This window comes from Streptomyces venezuelae ATCC 10712, assembly GCF_008639165.1.
Taxonomy (GTDB): domain Bacteria; phylum Actinomycetota; class Actinomycetes; order Streptomycetales; family Streptomycetaceae; genus Streptomyces; species Streptomyces venezuelae.
Genome location: NZ_CP029197.1, coordinates 3905048 through 3921364 on the forward strand (window position 1 = coordinate 3905048; position 16317 = coordinate 3921364).

13 protein-coding genes are annotated in these 16317 nt (G+C 73.9%); 6 read left to right on the top strand and 7 right to left on the bottom strand.

All coding sequences use genetic code 11. From position 1 onward, the window contains the following. Nucleotides 1-95: 95 nt before the first annotated feature. From DEJ43_RS17875 to DEJ43_RS17900, 6 genes are all read left to right on the top strand, one after another. On the top strand, nt 96-1763 hold the full coding sequence (locus tag DEJ43_RS17875; protein WP_015034793.1) for a protein kinase domain-containing protein: 1668 nt from the start codon (nt 96-98) through the stop codon (nt 1761-1763). A gap of 130 nt (nt 1764-1893) precedes the next feature. Further along, nucleotides 1894-2685 carry a hypothetical protein gene (locus DEJ43_RS38555; protein WP_257787997.1) on the top strand — a complete coding sequence of 264 codons (792 nt, stop codon included), beginning with the start codon at nt 1894-1896 and terminating at the stop codon, nt 2683-2685. Between the two features lie 95 nt (nt 2686-2780). Then, nucleotides 2781-3461, top strand: a complete 681-nt coding sequence (locus tag DEJ43_RS17885) for a PadR family transcriptional regulator (RefSeq protein WP_015034796.1) — start codon at nt 2781-2783, stop codon at nt 3459-3461. Between the two features lie 140 nt (nt 3462-3601). Then, entirely contained in the window at nt 3602-4336 is a 735-nt protein-coding gene (locus DEJ43_RS17890) for an ABC transporter ATP-binding protein (RefSeq protein WP_015034797.1), read from the top strand. Beyond that, nucleotides 4333-7197, top strand: coding sequence for an ABC transporter permease (locus tag DEJ43_RS17895; protein ID WP_015034798.1), 2865 nt, complete (start codon nt 4333-4335; stop codon nt 7195-7197). The genes DEJ43_RS17890 and DEJ43_RS17895 overlap by 4 nt, the downstream gene beginning before the upstream one ends. Nucleotides 7198-7294: 97 nt before the next feature. After that, complete coding sequence (locus DEJ43_RS17900; protein WP_015034799.1) at nt 7295-7843, top strand: bacterial proteasome activator family protein; 549 nt, start codon at nt 7295-7297, stop codon at nt 7841-7843. Between the two features lie 176 nt (nt 7844-8019). Here the strand turns inward: DEJ43_RS17900 and DEJ43_RS17905 are convergent, their stop codons facing one another. From DEJ43_RS17905 to pdhA, 7 genes are all read right to left on the bottom strand, one after another. Continuing rightward, a complete protein-coding gene (locus DEJ43_RS17905) occupies nt 8020-9006 on the bottom strand; it encodes an NAD(P)H-quinone oxidoreductase (RefSeq protein ID WP_071891381.1) in 987 nt (328 codons plus the stop codon). 35 nt (nt 9007-9041) lie between these two features. After that, nucleotides 9042-10103, bottom strand: coding sequence for a potassium channel family protein (locus tag DEJ43_RS17910; RefSeq protein ID WP_041662631.1), 1062 nt, complete (start codon nt 10101-10103; stop codon nt 9042-9044). Nucleotides 10104-10123: 20 nt separating this feature from the next. Beyond that, on the bottom strand, nt 10124-11551 hold the full coding sequence (locus tag DEJ43_RS17915; RefSeq protein WP_411572322.1) for a molybdopterin molybdotransferase MoeA: 1428 nt from the start codon (nt 11549-11551) through the stop codon (nt 10124-10126). Then, complete coding sequence (locus DEJ43_RS17920) at nt 11521-12372, bottom strand: NTP transferase domain-containing protein (protein ID WP_015034803.1); 852 nt, start codon at nt 12370-12372, stop codon at nt 11521-11523. The genes DEJ43_RS17915 and DEJ43_RS17920 overlap by 31 nt, the downstream gene beginning before the upstream one ends. A gap of 124 nt (nt 12373-12496) precedes the next feature. Next, entirely contained in the window at nt 12497-13984 is a 1488-nt protein-coding gene (locus DEJ43_RS17925) for a dihydrolipoamide acetyltransferase family protein (RefSeq protein WP_015034804.1), read from the bottom strand. After that, entirely contained in the window at nt 13984-15030 is a 1047-nt protein-coding gene (locus tag DEJ43_RS17930) for an alpha-ketoacid dehydrogenase subunit beta (protein ID WP_015034805.1), read from the bottom strand. The genes DEJ43_RS17925 and DEJ43_RS17930 overlap by 1 nt, the downstream gene beginning before the upstream one ends. Next, nucleotides 15030-16190 carry a pyruvate dehydrogenase (acetyl-transferring) E1 component subunit alpha gene (pdhA, locus tag DEJ43_RS17935; protein ID WP_015034806.1) on the bottom strand — a complete coding sequence of 387 codons (1161 nt, stop codon included), beginning with the start codon at nt 16188-16190 and terminating at the stop codon, nt 15030-15032. Before pdhA ends, DEJ43_RS17930 begins: the two co-directional genes overlap by 1 nt. Nucleotides 16191-16317: the final 127 nt, after the last annotated feature.

The window sequence follows — 16317 nt, forward strand, 5'->3', positions numbered from 1 at the left end:
AACGGGCACCTGGCTTGACGTGTCACTGCCCTCGGGCAGACTTGGCCGAGAAATTCCGGATCAACGCCGCCACGCGCGCGTAGGGGGAAGCACAGATGAGCCAGGACGGCGCACAGGGCCGCTATGCGGGCGGTTCGGTCGCGGGCGGCCGGTACCAGCTGCGTGACCTTCTCGGCGAGGGCGGCATGGCGTCGGTGTACCTGGCCTACGACAGCGCCCTCGACCGGCAGGTCGCGATCAAGACACTGCACACCGAGCTCGGCCGTGAGCAGTCGTTCCGCGAGCGGTTCCGGCGCGAGGCGCAGGCCGTCGCGAAGCTTTCGCACACCAACATCGTCTCGGTCTTCGACACCGGCGAGGACACCCTCGACGGCGCCGTCATGCCGTACATCGTCATGGAGTACGTGGAGGGGCAGCCGCTCGGTTCGGTCCTCGCCTCGGACGTCCAGCAGTACGGCGCGATGCCGGCGGACAAGGCGCTGAAGGTCACGGCGGACGTGCTGGCCGCGCTGGAGGTCAGCCACGAGATGGGGCTGGTCCACCGCGACATCAAGCCGGGCAACGTGATGCAGACCAAGCGCGGCGTGGTCAAGGTGATGGACTTCGGCATCGCCCGGGCCATGCAGTCCGGTGTGACGTCGATGACGCAGACCGGCATGGTCGTCGGCACCCCGCAGTACCTCTCCCCCGAGCAGGCGCTCGGCCGCGCGGTGGACGCCCGTTCCGACCTGTACTCGGTCGGCATCATGCTGTTCCAGCTCCTCACGGGCCGGCTGCCCTTCGACGCGGACTCCCCGCTCGCCATCGCGTACGCACACGTGCAGGAGGAGCCGGTCGCCCCGTCGACCGTCAACCGTGCGGTGACGCCGGCGATGGACGCGCTCGTCGCCCGCGCGCTGCGAAAGAACCCGAACGAGCGGTTCCCCAGCGCGGCGGCGATGCGTGACGAGTGCCTCCGGGTGCTCTCGGCCGGTCAGACCGGTGCCCCGATGATCGTCCCCGGCGGCCCGGTCAGCAGCGGCGCGGGCGTCGGCTCCGCGGTCTTCCCGCCCGTCGGACAGACCCCGCCGCCGGCCGCGCAGCACGGGGTGCAGCAGCCCTACCAGGCGCCGACGCCGCAGCCGGGACCGTACGGCCCCGCGACTCCGACGCCCGCCCCCGCGCCCTCGTACGGCTACCCGCAGCAGGCGCAGACGCCCCCGCCGGCCTTCCACACCCCGGCCCCCGCCTCCTACCAGGCGCCCTCCCCCGCGCCGTACGCCCAGGTGCACACCCCGACGCCCGCCTCGACGGGCGGCGGCGGTTCGCGGCGGAACACCCCGGTGCTCGTCGGCGCGATCGTCGTCGCGCTGCTCGCGATCGGCGGCCTGCTCGTGGCGCTGAGCCTCGACAAGGACGAGGACCCGGGCGCCACGGCGGGGGGCACCGGTGGCACGGAGGCCCAGAAGGACCCGACGGCGGCGCCCGGTCACAAGGGTCCGGACCTGACCAAGACCATCGACCCGAAGAAGTGCAGCCAGCCGACGGAGTCGAGCGACGACCCCGAGAAGTTCGAGGTCCCGAACTTCACCTACAAGAACATCCAGTCGGTGAAGGCCTGCGTCCAGGCCGCGGGGTGGAAGATCATGACCCAGACGCCGGTGGACGAGTCCACGTACGGCGAGGGCACGGTGCTGGAGCAGTTCCCGCCGGCGGGTGAGGACATCGCCGCGAAGGACGCCGAGTTCACGCTCAAGATCTCCACGGGCAACCCGCCGCAGTAGTCCGGGGCGCTCCCCGAGGCCTTCTGACACCCTCTTACCCCTGGTGCCACCGTCCCGGATGCCGGAATTGTTCCGTCATGTGACGCTGAGTCCACCACCTCGGCGGCTCGGCACGGGAGGGGGTCACCCGGTGACTCCAGCACACCGCAGGACCCGGGCGCGAGCCCTCGGCCCCGCGCTCACCTGCGTGTTCGCCTGCGTGAGCGCCCTGTACGGCACACCCCTCGGGTACGGGGAGGGGCTCGCGTACGGGGCGGAGGCGCCCGGCGCGTCCGTGGGGACCACGACGACGGTGCCCTCCGGCACCGGGACGGTCACGCCCCCGCCTTCGGCGACCCCTCCGGCGGCCACCGGCGGGCCGCCGTCCGCGACCACCCCGCCGCCCTCCCGGTCCGCCACCCCCACCGTCTCCGTCTCCGCCTCCGCCTCCGCCACGCAGGGGGGCGGCGCGAGCGCCGGTACGCCCGCGCCCCCGGCGCCCGCGCCCCCCGGCTCGGGGGCGGCCGCCCCCGAGGCGCCGAGCGCCGGACCCACCGGTCCGACCGCCCCCGGCAGCTCCGCCTCCCTGGCGGGCCGGCCCGCCGGTGAAGGGCGGCCACGGCCCGGACGCTCCCTCGCCGCGTCCGGCTCGGCGAGCCCGGCGACCCCCTCGCCCGACGCCTCTCGTACCGAAACGGCAACAGACCAGGAGGCCGAAGACGGCGACCTGACCGCCGAGGAGGAGGTGGAGGCGGTACCCGAGGAGGAGCTCGTGCCGCCGGAGCTGGCGCCCGCCAGCCGCCCGGCCGCCGCGCCGCGCATGGCGGCCGAAGCCTCGTCCCCCCTCGCCCACCAGCGGATTCCCGTCCTGACCCTGGGCGTCGGACTGGCCCTGATGGGGCTCGGGATCGGCTTCCTCGGGATCCGGATGCGGCGCCGCTGAGCCCTTCGGACGGCCGGGGTCCCCCTTGAGGCGGACCTGCCGCTTCCGTCTCAGGTCGGTTGTCCGCAGCGGCATACTCGGTATACATACTGAGTATGTCGATCCGCCACGGGCTTCTCGCCCTCCTCGAACGCGGCCCCCGGTACGGCTCCCAGCTCCGCACGGAGTTCGAGTCCCGCACCGGCTCCACCTGGCCGCTCAACGTGGGCCAGGTCTACACGACCCTCAGCCGCCTCGAACGCGACGGCATGGTCACCCAGGACGGCGAGGACACGGCCGGCCACGCGCTCTACGCGATCACCGACAGCGGCCGCACCGAACTCAGGACCTGGTTCGAGAAGCCCGTGGACCGCACCAGCCCCGCCCGTGACGAGCTGGCCATCAAGCTCGCCATGGCCGTGGGCGCCCCGAGCGTCGACATCCGCGATGTCATCCAGTCGCAGCGCCGGCACACCGTGCAGGCGATGCAGGACTACACCCGGCTCAAGGCCCAGGCGCTCACCGCCGTCGAGAGCGGCGGGGCCCGGGAACGGGACGACGTGGCCTGGCTGCTCGTCCTCGAACAGCTGATCTTCCAGACCGAGGCCGAGGCGCGCTGGCTGGACCACTGCGAGGCCCGGCTCATCCGCCTGTCGAGGACGGCCGCGCACGCCACCGACACCCCGCCGGCCGCCGAGAGCCCCGGCGCCCCGGCCCGGCCGGCCGCCACCGCGGCCACGCCATCCACCACCCCGCAGGCCTCCGAGGCCTTCCCACCGGTGGCCGGGACGCGCTGACCGCACGCCCGCGTCCCGCCGTACGGCTCACGCCCTGCCCGTACGCCTCCGCCACCGCCCCGAAGGGCTTCCGCTCCACCTTCCACCGCTCGATCCCGTGCCCGGCAGACCCGCCGGGTACGTCCAAGGGGGGACCCCTCATGTCCGCACAGCAGCCCGTGCTGCAACTCCAGAACCTGACCCGCGTCCACGGCGCGGGCGCCACCGAGGTGCACGCCCTGCGGGGCATCGACCTCGCCGTGTACCCCGGTGAACTCGTCGCCGTCATGGGCCCGTCGGGCTCCGGCAAGTCCACGCTGCTCACCATCGCGGGCGGCCTCGACGTCCCCACCTCGGGACGGGTGATCGTCGAGGACACCGACATCACGAAGGCGACCGTCAAGGAACTCGCGGCCCTGCGCCGCCGCAGCATCGGCTACGTCTTCCAGGACTACAACCTCATCCCGGCCCTCACCGCCGCCGAGAACGTGGCCCTGCCCCGCGAGCTGGACGGAACATCCGCCCGCAAGGCCCGCGTCGAGGCCCTCAAGGCCCTGGAGGAGATGGGGCTCGGCCACCTCGCCGACCGCTTCCCCGACGAGATGTCCGGCGGCCAGCAGCAGCGCGTCGCCATCGCCCGCGCCCTCGTCGGCGACCGCCGTCTCGTCCTCGCCGACGAGCCGACCGGCGCCCTCGACTCCGAGACCGGCGAGTCCGTGCTCGCCCTGCTCCGCAGCCGCTGCGACGCCGGCGCCGCCGGTGTCCTCGTCACCCACGAGCCGCGCTTCGCGGCCTGGGCCGACCGGGTCGTGTTCCTGCGGGACGGCGCCATCGTCGACCAGACCGTACGCAGCGAGGCCGACTCCCTTCTCTCGGGCCAGGTGGCTGAGGCGTGAAGACTTGGTTCCACTCCTGGCGGGCCGCGATCCGCATCGCCCGTCGTGACGCCTGGCGCTCGAAGGGCCGCAGTGCCCTCGTCCTGGCGATGATCGCCCTGCCGATCCTGGGCGTCAGCGCCCTCGATCTGACCTACCGCAGCTCCGAGCTGTCCCCCGCCGAGCGGGCGGACCGGATGATCGGCGCGGCGGACGCCCGGTTCAAGGACCCCGGTTTCGCCGGAGTGCCCGTCTTCCAGGACCCGGTCGGCGAGATGAACACGCCGGCCAAGGACTACCGGGACACGACGTGGCCGAGCGGCCCCGCCGATGTCACCAAGACCTTCCCGGCGGGTGCCACGGTCCTCAAGGACACCCTGGGCACCGCGAAGCTGACGACGGTCCACGGTCTGCTCTCGACCGAGGTCCGTGAGCTGAAGGCCTCGGACCCGGCCGCGCGCGGCATCATGCCCCTCCTCGAAGGGCGTTACCCGGAGAAGAACGACGAGGTCATGGCGACCTCGCACTTCCTGGAGGCGAGCGGTCTGACGATCGGCTCGACCGTTTCCGCCCGCAACTTCGACCGTCCGTACCGGATCGTCGGCTCCTACGAACTTCCCGACGCGCTGGAGACCGATCAGGTCAACCTGCTGCCGGGGGCCTTCCTCGACGCGTACGCGAAGGTCGCGGAGAAGGCCGGTCTCACCTCGCCCGGGGCTTCCACCACGTATCTGGTGAGCGCATCGGGTGGTTTCACGTGGAACATGGTCAAGGAGCTCAACGCCAAGGGCGTGGTCGTCACCTCCCGGGCGGTGCTCTTCGACCCGCCGGACAGGTCCGAGGTCCCGCTCTTCCAGAAGGAGGGCTGGGGCGGCTTCGAGGCAAGTGCCGGCGCCACCGCGGCCGACCTCGCCGCCGTCGGCACCGTCGTCGGCCTGGCGATGCTGGAGATCTGTCTGCTCGCCGGTCCCGCCTTCGCGGTCGGTGCCCGCCGCTCGCGCCGCCAGCTCGGTCTGGTCGGGGCCAACGGCGGTGCCCGCAGCCACATCCGGGCCATCGTGCTGAGCGGCGGTCTGGTCATCGGTGTCGCCGCCGCCGTCATCGGCAACGTCCTCGCCCTGATCCTCACCAAGGCGCTCCAGCCGGTCCTCGAAGAAACGATGGGCCAGCGGTTCGGCGCCTTCGACATCCGGCCGCTGGAGATCCTCGCCATCGCGGCGGTGGCCGTGCTGACCGGTGTGCTCGCCGCGATCGTGCCGGCCGTCACCGCCTCCCGGCAGACCGTCCTCGCCTCGCTCACCGGCCGGCGCGGGGTCCGCCGCAGCAGCCGGGTGCTGCCCCTGGTCGGCCTCGGAGCCCTCCTCATCGGCGGCGCCATCGCTCTCTTCGGCTCCCTGTACAGCCAGCAGTTCATCGTCGTCGCCGGCGGCTCCGCCATCGCCGAGCTGGGCGTCGTCGCCATGACCCCGGCCCTGGTGGGCCTGTTCGGGCGGACCGGGCGCTGGCTGCCGCTGTCGCCGCGGCTCGCGCTGCGCGACGCCGTGCGCAACCGGGGCCGTACGGCACCGGCCGTCGCCGCCGTCCTCGCCGCCGTCGCGGGCACGGTCGCCGTCTCCACCTTCATGGCCAGCCGCGAGGCACAGAACAGGGCCGACTACGAGGCCCAGCTGCCGCACGGCACCGTCGCCGCCTTCGTCCAGGAGGAGGGCGGCCGGGACGTCCCCGCGGTCCGCGAGGCGCTGCAGCGGTACGTCCCCGTCGACGTCCGCGCCGACGTCGAGCGCGTCGCGGTCGGCAAGCCCGGCTGCCAGCCCTGGGACAGCCTCCCGGGCTGCGGCCGCTACGAGGTCGTCGTCCCGAAGGCGAACGAGTGCCCCCTGTACGTCAGCCTCCCGGGCGGCGCGGACCCCTCGGAGAAGTACACGCCCGACCAGCGCCGGAAGCTGCTCACCGACGACTGGCGGTGCAAGTCCTCGTCGAGCGGCGGGATGTACGTCTCCGACGGCGGACTGCTCGTCGGTGACGCCAAGCTCCTCAAGGTGCTCGGGGTCGACGACCCCGCGACCGTGAAGGCCCTCGCCGACGGCAAGATCGTCAGCTTCAACCGCACGCAGGTCGACAAGAACGGCACCATCGGGATCAAGCAGATCACCGACATCGCCGCCGCCGACAAGGCCTCCGAGCAGGGCCGCCCCGCACCCGGCAAGGTCAGCTCCCTGCCCGCGTACCAGGTGCCCGGCGACCCGAAGACCTACGGCGTGCAGGCCCTGATGACCCCGGCCACCGCCAAGGCCGCCGGTCTCGGCACGGCGCCGCTCGGCGCGTACGCCAGCACCGACCGGCTGCCGGACACCGAGGCGCGCCAGAAACTCGAGGGTGAACTCACCAAGCTCGGCAGCAACGTCGAAATGCACATCGAGGAAGGCTTCGTCAACGAGAACAGCATGATCCTGCTGGCGCTCGCCATCTTCGCGGGCCTGGTCACCATCGGCGCCGCCGGCATCGCCACCGGCCTCGCCCAGGCCGACGCCGAGGCCGATCTGAAGACGCTCGCCGCCGTCGGCGCCCCGCCGCGGGTCCGCCGGACGCTGAGCGGTTTCCAGTGCGGCGTCGTCGCCGCGATGGGCGTGATCCTCGGCTCGGCGGCGGGCGTGCTGCCCGCGATGGGCCTCCGGCTCACCGAGGCCCGGGAACAGCTCGCCTTCCACGAGAAGAGCATCGCCGAGGGCTGGACCGCCGACCTCACCCCGCCGTACGTGCCGATCGTCATCCCCTGGGAGACCCTGGCGGGCCTGCTCGTCGCCGTACCGCTCGGTGCCGCGCTGCTGGCCGCCCTGGTGACCCGCTCGCGGGGCGCGCTGGCCCGGCGCGAGGCGACCTGACGGTCTTCGTTGTCGTCCTGTGCCCCTGGACGAGGGTGGATCACCCTCGTCCAGGGGCACACCCCGTGGTGACGCATGGGTACGAGAGAATGGCGGCATGGAGATGCCGAGGAATGACAGGTCGCAGGAGAGCCCCCAGGTCCTCATCGTGGGACAGGACGGGATGGCGCTCGGCGGCACTCAGGGCGACGACGAACCCCGCGAGGTCCCGGTGACGGAAATGGTCGAGCAGCCTGCGAAGGTCATGCGGATCGGCAGCATGATCAAGCAGCTCCTGGAGGAAGTACGCGCGGCACCTCTCGACGAGGCCAGCCGGGTCAGGCTCAAGGACATCCACGCCAGCTCCGTGAAGGAGCTGGAGGACGGCCTCGCGCCGGAGCTGGTGGAGGAGCTGGAGCGGCTGTCCCTGCCGTTCACGGACGAGGCGATCCCCTCCGAGGCCGAGCTGCGCATCGCACAGGCCCAGCTGGTGGGCTGGCTTGAGGGCCTCTTCCACGGCATCCAGACGGCGCTGTTCGCCCAGCAGATGGCGGCCCGCGCGCAGCTGGAGCAGATGCGCAGGGCGCTGCCGCCGGGTGCGTCCCACGACGATGACGACGACGACCGCGGCCCCGGCCACGCGGTCCGCTCGGGGCCGTACCTGTAGGCCGCGAGAGGAAGACGTACGCGTGAGGGGCCGGGCACACCTTGTGCCCGGCCCCTCACGCGCAGCAGGCCGACTCCGCTCCGGGGCGGGGGGGGGACGCCGTCCCCGGCTCAGCTCCGGTGTGGAGGAACGGCGTCCCCGGCTCAGCTCCGGTGGGGGCGGACGCCGTCCCCGTTTCAGCTCTGGGGCGCGAGGAGCAGGACCTTGCCGACGTGGGTGCCGGACTCCAGCGCCCGGTGCCCCTCGGCCGCGTCCGCCAGCGGCAGCGTCCGGTCGACCACCGGCCGGACCGTGCCCGCGGCGATCAGCGGCCAGACGTGCTCCCGGACGGCGGCGACGATCGCCGCCTTCTCGTCCACCGGACGCGCCCGCAGCGTCGTCGCCATGACGGCCGCGCGCTTGGCGAGCAGCGCCCCGAGGTTCAACTCGCCCTTGACCCCGCCCTGGAGACCGATGACGACCAGCCGGCCGCTCACGGCCAGCGCCTTCACGTTCCGCTCCAGGTACTTCGCGCCGACGATGTCCAGGATGACGTCCGCGCCGGCCCCGTCCGTCGCCTTGGCCAGCTCCTCGACGAAGTCCTGCTCGCGGTAGTCGATGAGGATGTCCGCGCCGAGCTCGGCACAGCGCGCCAGCTTCTCGGGGCCTCCGGCGGTGACCGCGACCCGCGCCCCGACCGCCTTGGCCAGCTGGATCGCCATCGTGCCGATCCCGCTCGCCCCGCCGTGCACGAGCAGCGTCTCGCCGGGCCGCAGGTGGGCGATCATGAACACGTTGGACCAGACCGTGCAGACGACCTCGGGAAGCGCCGCGGCCGTGGCCAGGTCGATGCCCTCGGGGACGGGGAGGAGCTGGCCCGCCGGGACGACGACCTTCTCCGCGTAGCCGCCGCCGGTGAGCAGCGCGCACACCTCGTCGCCGACGGCCCAGCCGGACACCCCAGGGCCGAGGGCGGCGATCCGGCCCGCGCACTCCAGACCGGGGTACGGGGAGCTGCCCGGCGGCGGGTCGTAGAAGCCCTGCCGCTGGAGTACGTCGGCACGGTTGACGGCGCTGGCCACCACCTCGACGAGGACCTCGCCCTCGCCGGGTACGGGATCGGGCACCTGGGCCCAGACGAGGGCCTCGGGGCCGCCGGGTTCCGGAATCGTGATCGCATACATGGCGGCGAGGCTACTCCCGGCGGCCCGCCCGGGGCTCAGTCCTCCGGCGGCGTGGTGAGCGGGGTGACCGGCGCGGCGCGCACGATCGTGATCACCCGGTCGGTGAGCTGGAGGGGGCTGGCCGCGGGGTCGTCGTAACCGAGCAGCCGATGGCCGCGCAGCACGCTCACCACGAGGTCGCCGGTCTCCCGCACGCTCTTGCCGACCTCGCTCTTGGTCACCGGGCGTTCGACCAGGTCGAGTCCTGAGCCCTGCTGGATCAGGTCCTCCATGACCGTGCCCGCGCTGGGGCTGAGGACGGAGAGGCCGAGCAGCCGCCCGGCGGCACTGGCGCTGGTGATGACCGCGTCCGCGCCGGACTGGCGCAGCAGCGGGGCGTTCTCCTCCTCGCGGACCGCGGCGACGATCTTCGCGCCCCGGTTGAGCTGGCGGGCGGTGAGGGTGACCAGGACGGCGGTGTCGTCGCGCTGGGTGGCGATGACGATCTGCCGGGCGCGCTGCACCTCGGCGCGGAGCAGCACGTCACTGCGGGTCGCGTCGCCGACGACGCCGACGAAGCCGTCCGCGTTCGCCGTCTCGATCACCTTGGTGGAGGGATCGACGATGACGATCTGTTCCTTGCTCAGCCCGGTCGCGCAGAGCGTCTGGATCGCGGACCGCCCCTTGGTTCCGAAGCCGATGATGACGGTGTGGTCGCGCAAGGTGGACCTCCAGCGGTTCAGCCGGAACTCCTCGCGGGTCCGCTCGGTGAGGACCTCCAGAGTGGTGCCGACCAGGATGATCAGAAACAGCACGCGCAACGGCGTGACCAGCAGGATGTTGGCGAGCCGCGCCGAGTCGCTGTACGGGACGATGTCGCCGTATCCCGTGGTGGAGAGCGTCACGGTCGCGTAGTAGACGCAGTCGAGGAAGTCGACCGTCTCGTTGGCGTTGTCGTGGTAGCCGTCGCGGTCGACATAGACGATGACGACGGTCACGACCAGCACGGCGAGGGCCATGAGCAGCCGCCTGCCGACCTGCCGCAGCGGCCGTTGGACGACCTGCCGGGGCAGCCTGATCTGCGGGCCCGAGATGCGCTCGTCCGCGTGGCGGGCCATCACGTCACGGCTGGGAAGTTTCACGTGAAACACGCTCCTTGGACCGATGCGGCCCCGTCGGCCGTCGGCCAGGGAAGGTCGAGGATGTCCAGCTCCTGCCCGGGGCGGGCGCCGCCGGGCGGGACGACGGCCAGGCCGTCGGCGGCGGCGATGCCACGGAGCATGGCCGGTCCGTGGTAACGCAGGGGCACGGCCCATCCGCCACGGCGCACCACCGGGACGAGCCGGGTGTCGTACGGATGCCCCTGCACCTCGTCGCGTACGGGCATCCGGGGCGGGGCGGAAGGCTCGTTCCGCTCGTCGGACGTCGGCCGGTCGTCGGACAGCGGCCGGTCGTCGGACAGCGGCCGGTCGTCGGACAGCGGCCGGTCGTCGGACAGCGCCTTGAGGAGCGGTGCGGCCAGGGTGAGGAGGCCGGAGACGGCGGCGAGGGGGTTGCCGGGGAGGCCGACGAGATGGCGGACGTGACCGGGCCGCGCGGGTCCGGCACCGAGGCGGGCGAGCAGCATCGGATGCCCCGGCCGGACCTTCACCCCGTCGACCAGGAGCGTGGCGCCGGCCCTGTGGAGCACGCCGTGGACGTGGTCGACGGGCCCGGCGGCGGTCCCGCCGGTCGTCAGGACCAGATCGGCGGCGGAACCGGCGACGGCCGCGTACAGCACCTCGGCGTCGTCCCCGATCCGCCGGGTGGCGAGGACGTCGGCGCCGAGCGCCGTCAGCCAGGGGCCGAGCATCGGGCCGAGGGCGTCACGGATCAGCCCCTCGTGAGGGAGGCCGGAGGTGAGCAGCTCGTCGCCGAGGACCAGGATCTCCACCCGGGGACGCGGCGGTACGGGCAACTCGTCGTATCCGGCGGCCGCGGCGAGACCGAGCACGGCGGGGGTGACCCGGGTGCCTGCGGGCAGCAGCTCGTCACCGGAGCGGCACTCCTGGCCCCGGGGCCGGATGTCCTGCCCCGCCACCACCTCGCGCAGGGCGCGCAGCACGGCGTCGCCGGGGGCGGTGCGGTCCGTCCGGGAGTGCTCGGTCCGCAGGACGGCGGTCGTGCCTTCCGGGACGCGGGCGCCGGTGGCGATCCGGACGGCCTCGCCGTCGGCCGTGGGGGCGCCGGGCGCCTGCCCGGCGAGGATGTCGAGGCCCTCGCGCACGGTCCAGGGCCCGGGCCCGGCGACCGCCCAGCCGTCCATGGCGGAGGTGTCGAAGGGCGGCAGATCGGTGAGGGCCACGAGCGGCTCGGCGAGGACCTGGCCGAGCGCCCGCGCGAGCGGTACGCCGAGCGGCGCCCGGCCGGCCCGCGCGAAGGTCCCCGCCCGCACGGCGGCGGCCCGCGCCTCCGCCCAGGCGGTGGCGCGGTGCGGCTGCTCTGCGGGCGCGTCGGGGGCGGGGTGCGGGGCCACCGGGAGGGGCTCCTTCAGGCTCATCCGGCCTCGTCCTGCTCGGCGGCCCAGCGCTGGGCCAGCGCCGCGGCCTTGCGGGCGGCCTCGGCGACCGCCTCCGGTCCGCCCTCGCCCGCGCGGGCCGCCGCGTATCCGACCAGGAAGGTGGTCAGGGGAGCGGCGGGGCGGGCCACCCCATGGGCGGCGTCACGGGCCAGATCGAGCAGCACGCCGGTGTCGACGTCCAGCTCGATGCCCAGTTCGTCCTTGACTGCGGTGATCCATTCGTCCAGCACGGTCCCATGCTCCCTGATGCGGGCCCGGGCCGTGGCGATGTCCTCCCAGGTGTCGCAGTCGAAGGAGGCGAGCGGCCCGGCGGCGACCCGGGTGAGGTGCAGGTTCCCCGCGAGGAACCGCAGGGGCAGGCCGGTGAGGCCGCCGTGCGCCCGGCTCAGCTCGTCCAGGCCGCGGCGCAGCGGGCCGCTCCGGTAGGCGGCGACGAGCGGCTGGTCGCGTCCCCCGGCGTCGGTGAGGAGCGCGGCCTCGGCGCCGGGGTCGTCGGCGAGCGCCGCTAGGAGCCGCCGGACGGTGTCCTCGTCGAGGAACGGCAGGTCGGCGGAGAGGACGAGCAGGACATCGGCACGGGTCTCCGCCACGCCGGCGCCGAGCGCGGCGAGCGGCCCGCCGCCCGGCGGGTCCTCCCTGGTCCAGTGGACGGGGCGGACGGTCGGGCGAGGATCGCCGACGACCACGGTCCGGCCCGCGCCGCGGCAGGCCGCGAGGACCCGGTCGAGGAGCGCCCGGCCGCCGACCCGTACACCGGGCTTGTCGGCACCGCCGAGACGCTGGGCGGCGCCTCCGGCGAGTACGACGGCGTCGTGTGCGATGGTCACCCCAGCAGTATGGTCCGCCCGTCCTCCGGCGGGACCGCAAGGGTCCCGCCGAAGGGGCGACGCACCGGCCAGGGCGTCGGGCGGAGCGTCGGCCGGGGCGTCGAGCAGGGTGTCGGGCGGGGCGTCAGAGCGTACGGAGCAGGACCGCCGGCTGCTCGACGCAGTCCGCCACGTACCGCAGGAACCCGCCCGCCGTACCGCCGTCGCAGACCCGGTGGTCGAAGGTGAGCGACAGCTGCACCACTTGACGCACCGCCAGTTCGCCCTGGTGCACCCAGGGCTTGGGGATGATCCGGCCGACGCCGAGCATCGCGGCCTCGGGGTGGTTGATGATCGGCGTGGACCCGTCGACCCCGAACACCCCGTAGTTGTTCAGGGTGAACGTGCCGCCGGTCAGATCGGCGGGGGTGAGCGCGGACTGCCGGGCGGCCTCCGTCAGCCGGGCGAACTCTGCGGTGAGCGACTCGGCCGTCCGCGTCCCCGCGTCCTTCACCACGGGAACGACCAGGCCGCGCGGCGTCTGGGCGGCGAAGCCCAGGTGCACGCCCGGCAGCCGGACGATCTCCCGGGCGGCGGTGTCCACGGTGGAGTTGAGCTCGGGGAACCGGGCCAGGGCGTGGACACAGATCCGGGCGAGGAGCGCGAGCAGCGAGATCTTCGGGCCGCCGGCTCCGTTCATCGCGGCCCGCGCGGCCATGAGTTCGGTCGCGTCGGCGTCGACCCAGCAGGTCGCGTCCGGGATCTCGGTACGGCTGCGGGAGAGCTTGTCCGCCACGGCACCCCGGACCCCGCGCAGCGGAATCCGCTCACCGGCGGCCGAGGAAGCGGACACGGCGACGGGCGCCGCGACAGAACCCGCCGCGGGGGCGGAGCCGACCGTCGGCGCCGGCGCGGCGACCGGGCGCTCCAGGGCGGCGAGCGCCAGCTCGACGTCGGCCCGCAGGATCAGGCCCTCGGGACCCGAGCCGCGGACCTCGCGCAGGTCGAGCCCACGGTCCCTTGCCAGCTTGCGGACGAGTGGCGAGATGACCGGTACCGGCCCCTCGTGCCCGCCCCCGGCCACGACGGCCGGTGCGGAGGCCGGAGCCGAGACCGGCGCGGGAGCGGGCGCGGCCACCGGCGCGGGCGGTGCGGCGACGGCGGTGGACGCCTGCGCCACGGCCGGGCTCGCGTGCCGCACCCGGCGGCGCCGGGCGGCCGGACCCGCCGTGCCGTACCCGACGAGCACGTTGCCCGAGTACTCCGACGAGACGGCCGACGCGGCGTCACCCTGAGGAGCGGCGGCGGCCGGGGACGCCGGAGCGTCCTGGGCGGCCGGGGCGCTCTGGGCGGCCGGGGCGGAGGTCTCGGGCTCCACGCCCGCGCCGCCGCCCACGGCGACCGTCAGGAGCGGGGCGCCGACGGGCAGTTCGGTGCCCTCCTCGCCGTACCGGGCGGTGACGACCCCGCCGTACGGGCAGGGCACCTCGACCATGGCCTTGGCCGTCTCGACCTCGACGACCGGCTGGTCGATGGCGACGACGTCGCCGACGCTGACCAGCCAGCGGACGATCTCCGCCTCGGTGAGCCCCTCACCGAGGTCGGGCAGCTTGAACTCGAGCACCTGGGCCATCAGCTTCCCGCCTCCCACTGCAGTCGCGCGACCGCGTCCAGGACCCGGTCCACGCCCGGCAGATGGTGGCGCTCCAGCATCGGCGGCGGGTACGGGATGTCGAAGCCCGCGACCCGCAGCACCGGCGCCTCCAGGTGGTGGAAGCAGCGCTCGGTCACGCGCGCGGCGATCTCCGCGCCGGGGCCGCCGAAGCCGGTCGACTCGTGGACGACGACCGCGCGGCCGGTGCGGCGCACCGAGGCGCAGACGGTCTCGTCGTCGAACGGCACGAGCGAGCGCAGGTCGACGACCTCCAGGTCCCAGCCCTCGGCCTGGGCGGCCTCGGCCGCCTCCAGACAGACGGGCACGGAGGGACCGTAGGTGATCAGGGTGGCGCCGGTGCCCCGCCGCCGTACGACGGCCTTGCCGATGGGCTCCACGGCCGCGGGCGCCTCGGGGGACCAGTCGGACTTGGACCAGTAGAGCCGCTTGGGCTCCAGGAAGACCACCGGGTCGTCGGAGGCGATGGCCGCGCGCAGCAGCCCGTAGGCGTCCTCGACGGTGGCCGGGGTGACCACGTGGAGGCCGGGGGTGGCCGTGTAGTAGGCCTCGGAGGAGTCGCTGTGGTGCTCGACGCCGCCGATCCCGCCGCCGTACGGGACGCGGATGACGATCGGCATCGGCATCGCGCCGCGGGTGCGGTTCCGCATCCGGGCGACATGGGAGATCAGCTGCTCGAACGCCGGGTAGGCGAAGGCGTCGAACTGCATCTCGACGACCGGCCGCAGGCCGTACATGGCCATGCCGACGGCCGCGCCGAGGATGCCCGCCTCGGCCAGCGGGGTGTCCGTGCAGCGGTCCTCGCCGAACTCCTTGGCGAGCCCGTCGGTGACCCGGAAGACCCCGCCGAGGGTGCCGACGTCCTCACCCATCACATGGACGGTCGGGTCCTCGGCCATCGCGTCGCGCATCGCGCGCTGGAGCGCCTGCGCCATCGTCGCGGGCTTGGCCTTCCCGGCGCCGCCGCCGGCCTTGGCGGCCGCGGGACCGGTCGTCGCGGTCGTCATCACGCCTCACCCTCGGCTTCGAGCTCGGCACGCAGCTGCGCCGCCTGCTCCCGCAGCTGCGTGGTCTGCTCCGCGTACACGTGGGAGAAGAGGTCCATCGGGTCGAGCACCGGGTCGGCGTTCATCCGCTCGCGCAGCTCCGCGGCCATCGTCTCGGCGGCCTCCGCCGCCGCGCGCCTGCCGTCCTCGTCGAGCAGGCCGCGCTCGGTCAGTTCCCGTTCGAGGATCAGGATCGGGTCGTGCGCCCGCCAGGTCTCGACCTCGCCGGCCGCGCGGTAGCGGGTGGCGTCGTCGGCGTTGGTGTGGGCGTCGATCCGGTAGGTGACGGCCTCGACCAGGGTGGGGCCGCCGCCGCGCCGCGCGCGGGCCACGGCCTCGGTCAGCACCTGGTGGACGGCTATGGCGTCGTTGCCGTCGACGAGCCGGCCGGGCATCCCGTATCCGACGGCCTTGTGGGCCAGGGAGGGGGCGGCGGTCTGCTTGGCGAGCGGTACGGAGATCGCGAAGCCGTTGTTCTGCACGAGGAAGACCACGGGGGCCTGCCAGACGGCCGCGAAGTTCAGCGCCTCGTGGAAGTCGCCCTCGCTGGTGCCGCCGTCGCCGACCATGGCCAGGGCCACCACGTCGTCGCCCTTGAGGCGGGCGGCGTGGGCGAGGCCCACCGCGTGCGGGAGCTGGGTGGCCAGCGGGGTGCAGAGCGGGGCGATGCGGTACTCGTGCGGGTCGTAGCCGGTGTGCCAGTCGCCGCGCAGCAGGGTCAGGGCCTGCACGGGGTCGAGGCCGCGGGCGACGGCCGCGAGGGTGTCCCGGTACGAGGGGAAGAGCCAGTCCCGCTCCTCCAGGGCCAGGGCGGCGGCGATCTCGCACGCCTCCTGGCCGTGGGTGGACGGGTACACGGCGAGCCGGCCCTGCTTGGTGAGGGCGGTGGCCTGCGTGTTGTACCGGCGGCCGCGGATCAGCTCCGCGTAGAGCCGGAGCAGCAGCGCGGGGTCGGCGTCGGCCACGGCGTCCGTGCCGAGCACGCGCAGCGGCTCGGTGTCGGGCAGCAGCGGGGTGGGGTCGGTACGCGGCTGCCACGCCGGCGGCGGGGTGGGCCGGTAGGTCGGGACGGCACCGGGCGGCTCTTGGACTGTCGAACTGCGCTGTTGCAACGAGTCCACCTCCTCATGGGAGCGGGCATAAGACCCGAAGGCGGGTGGCGCGAGTGTGGCGCGCCTCACCTACCGATTGTTCGGTCGTGGAGGCATTTTGGCTACAGGCACCTCCAGCCTGTGGACAAACGGTTCT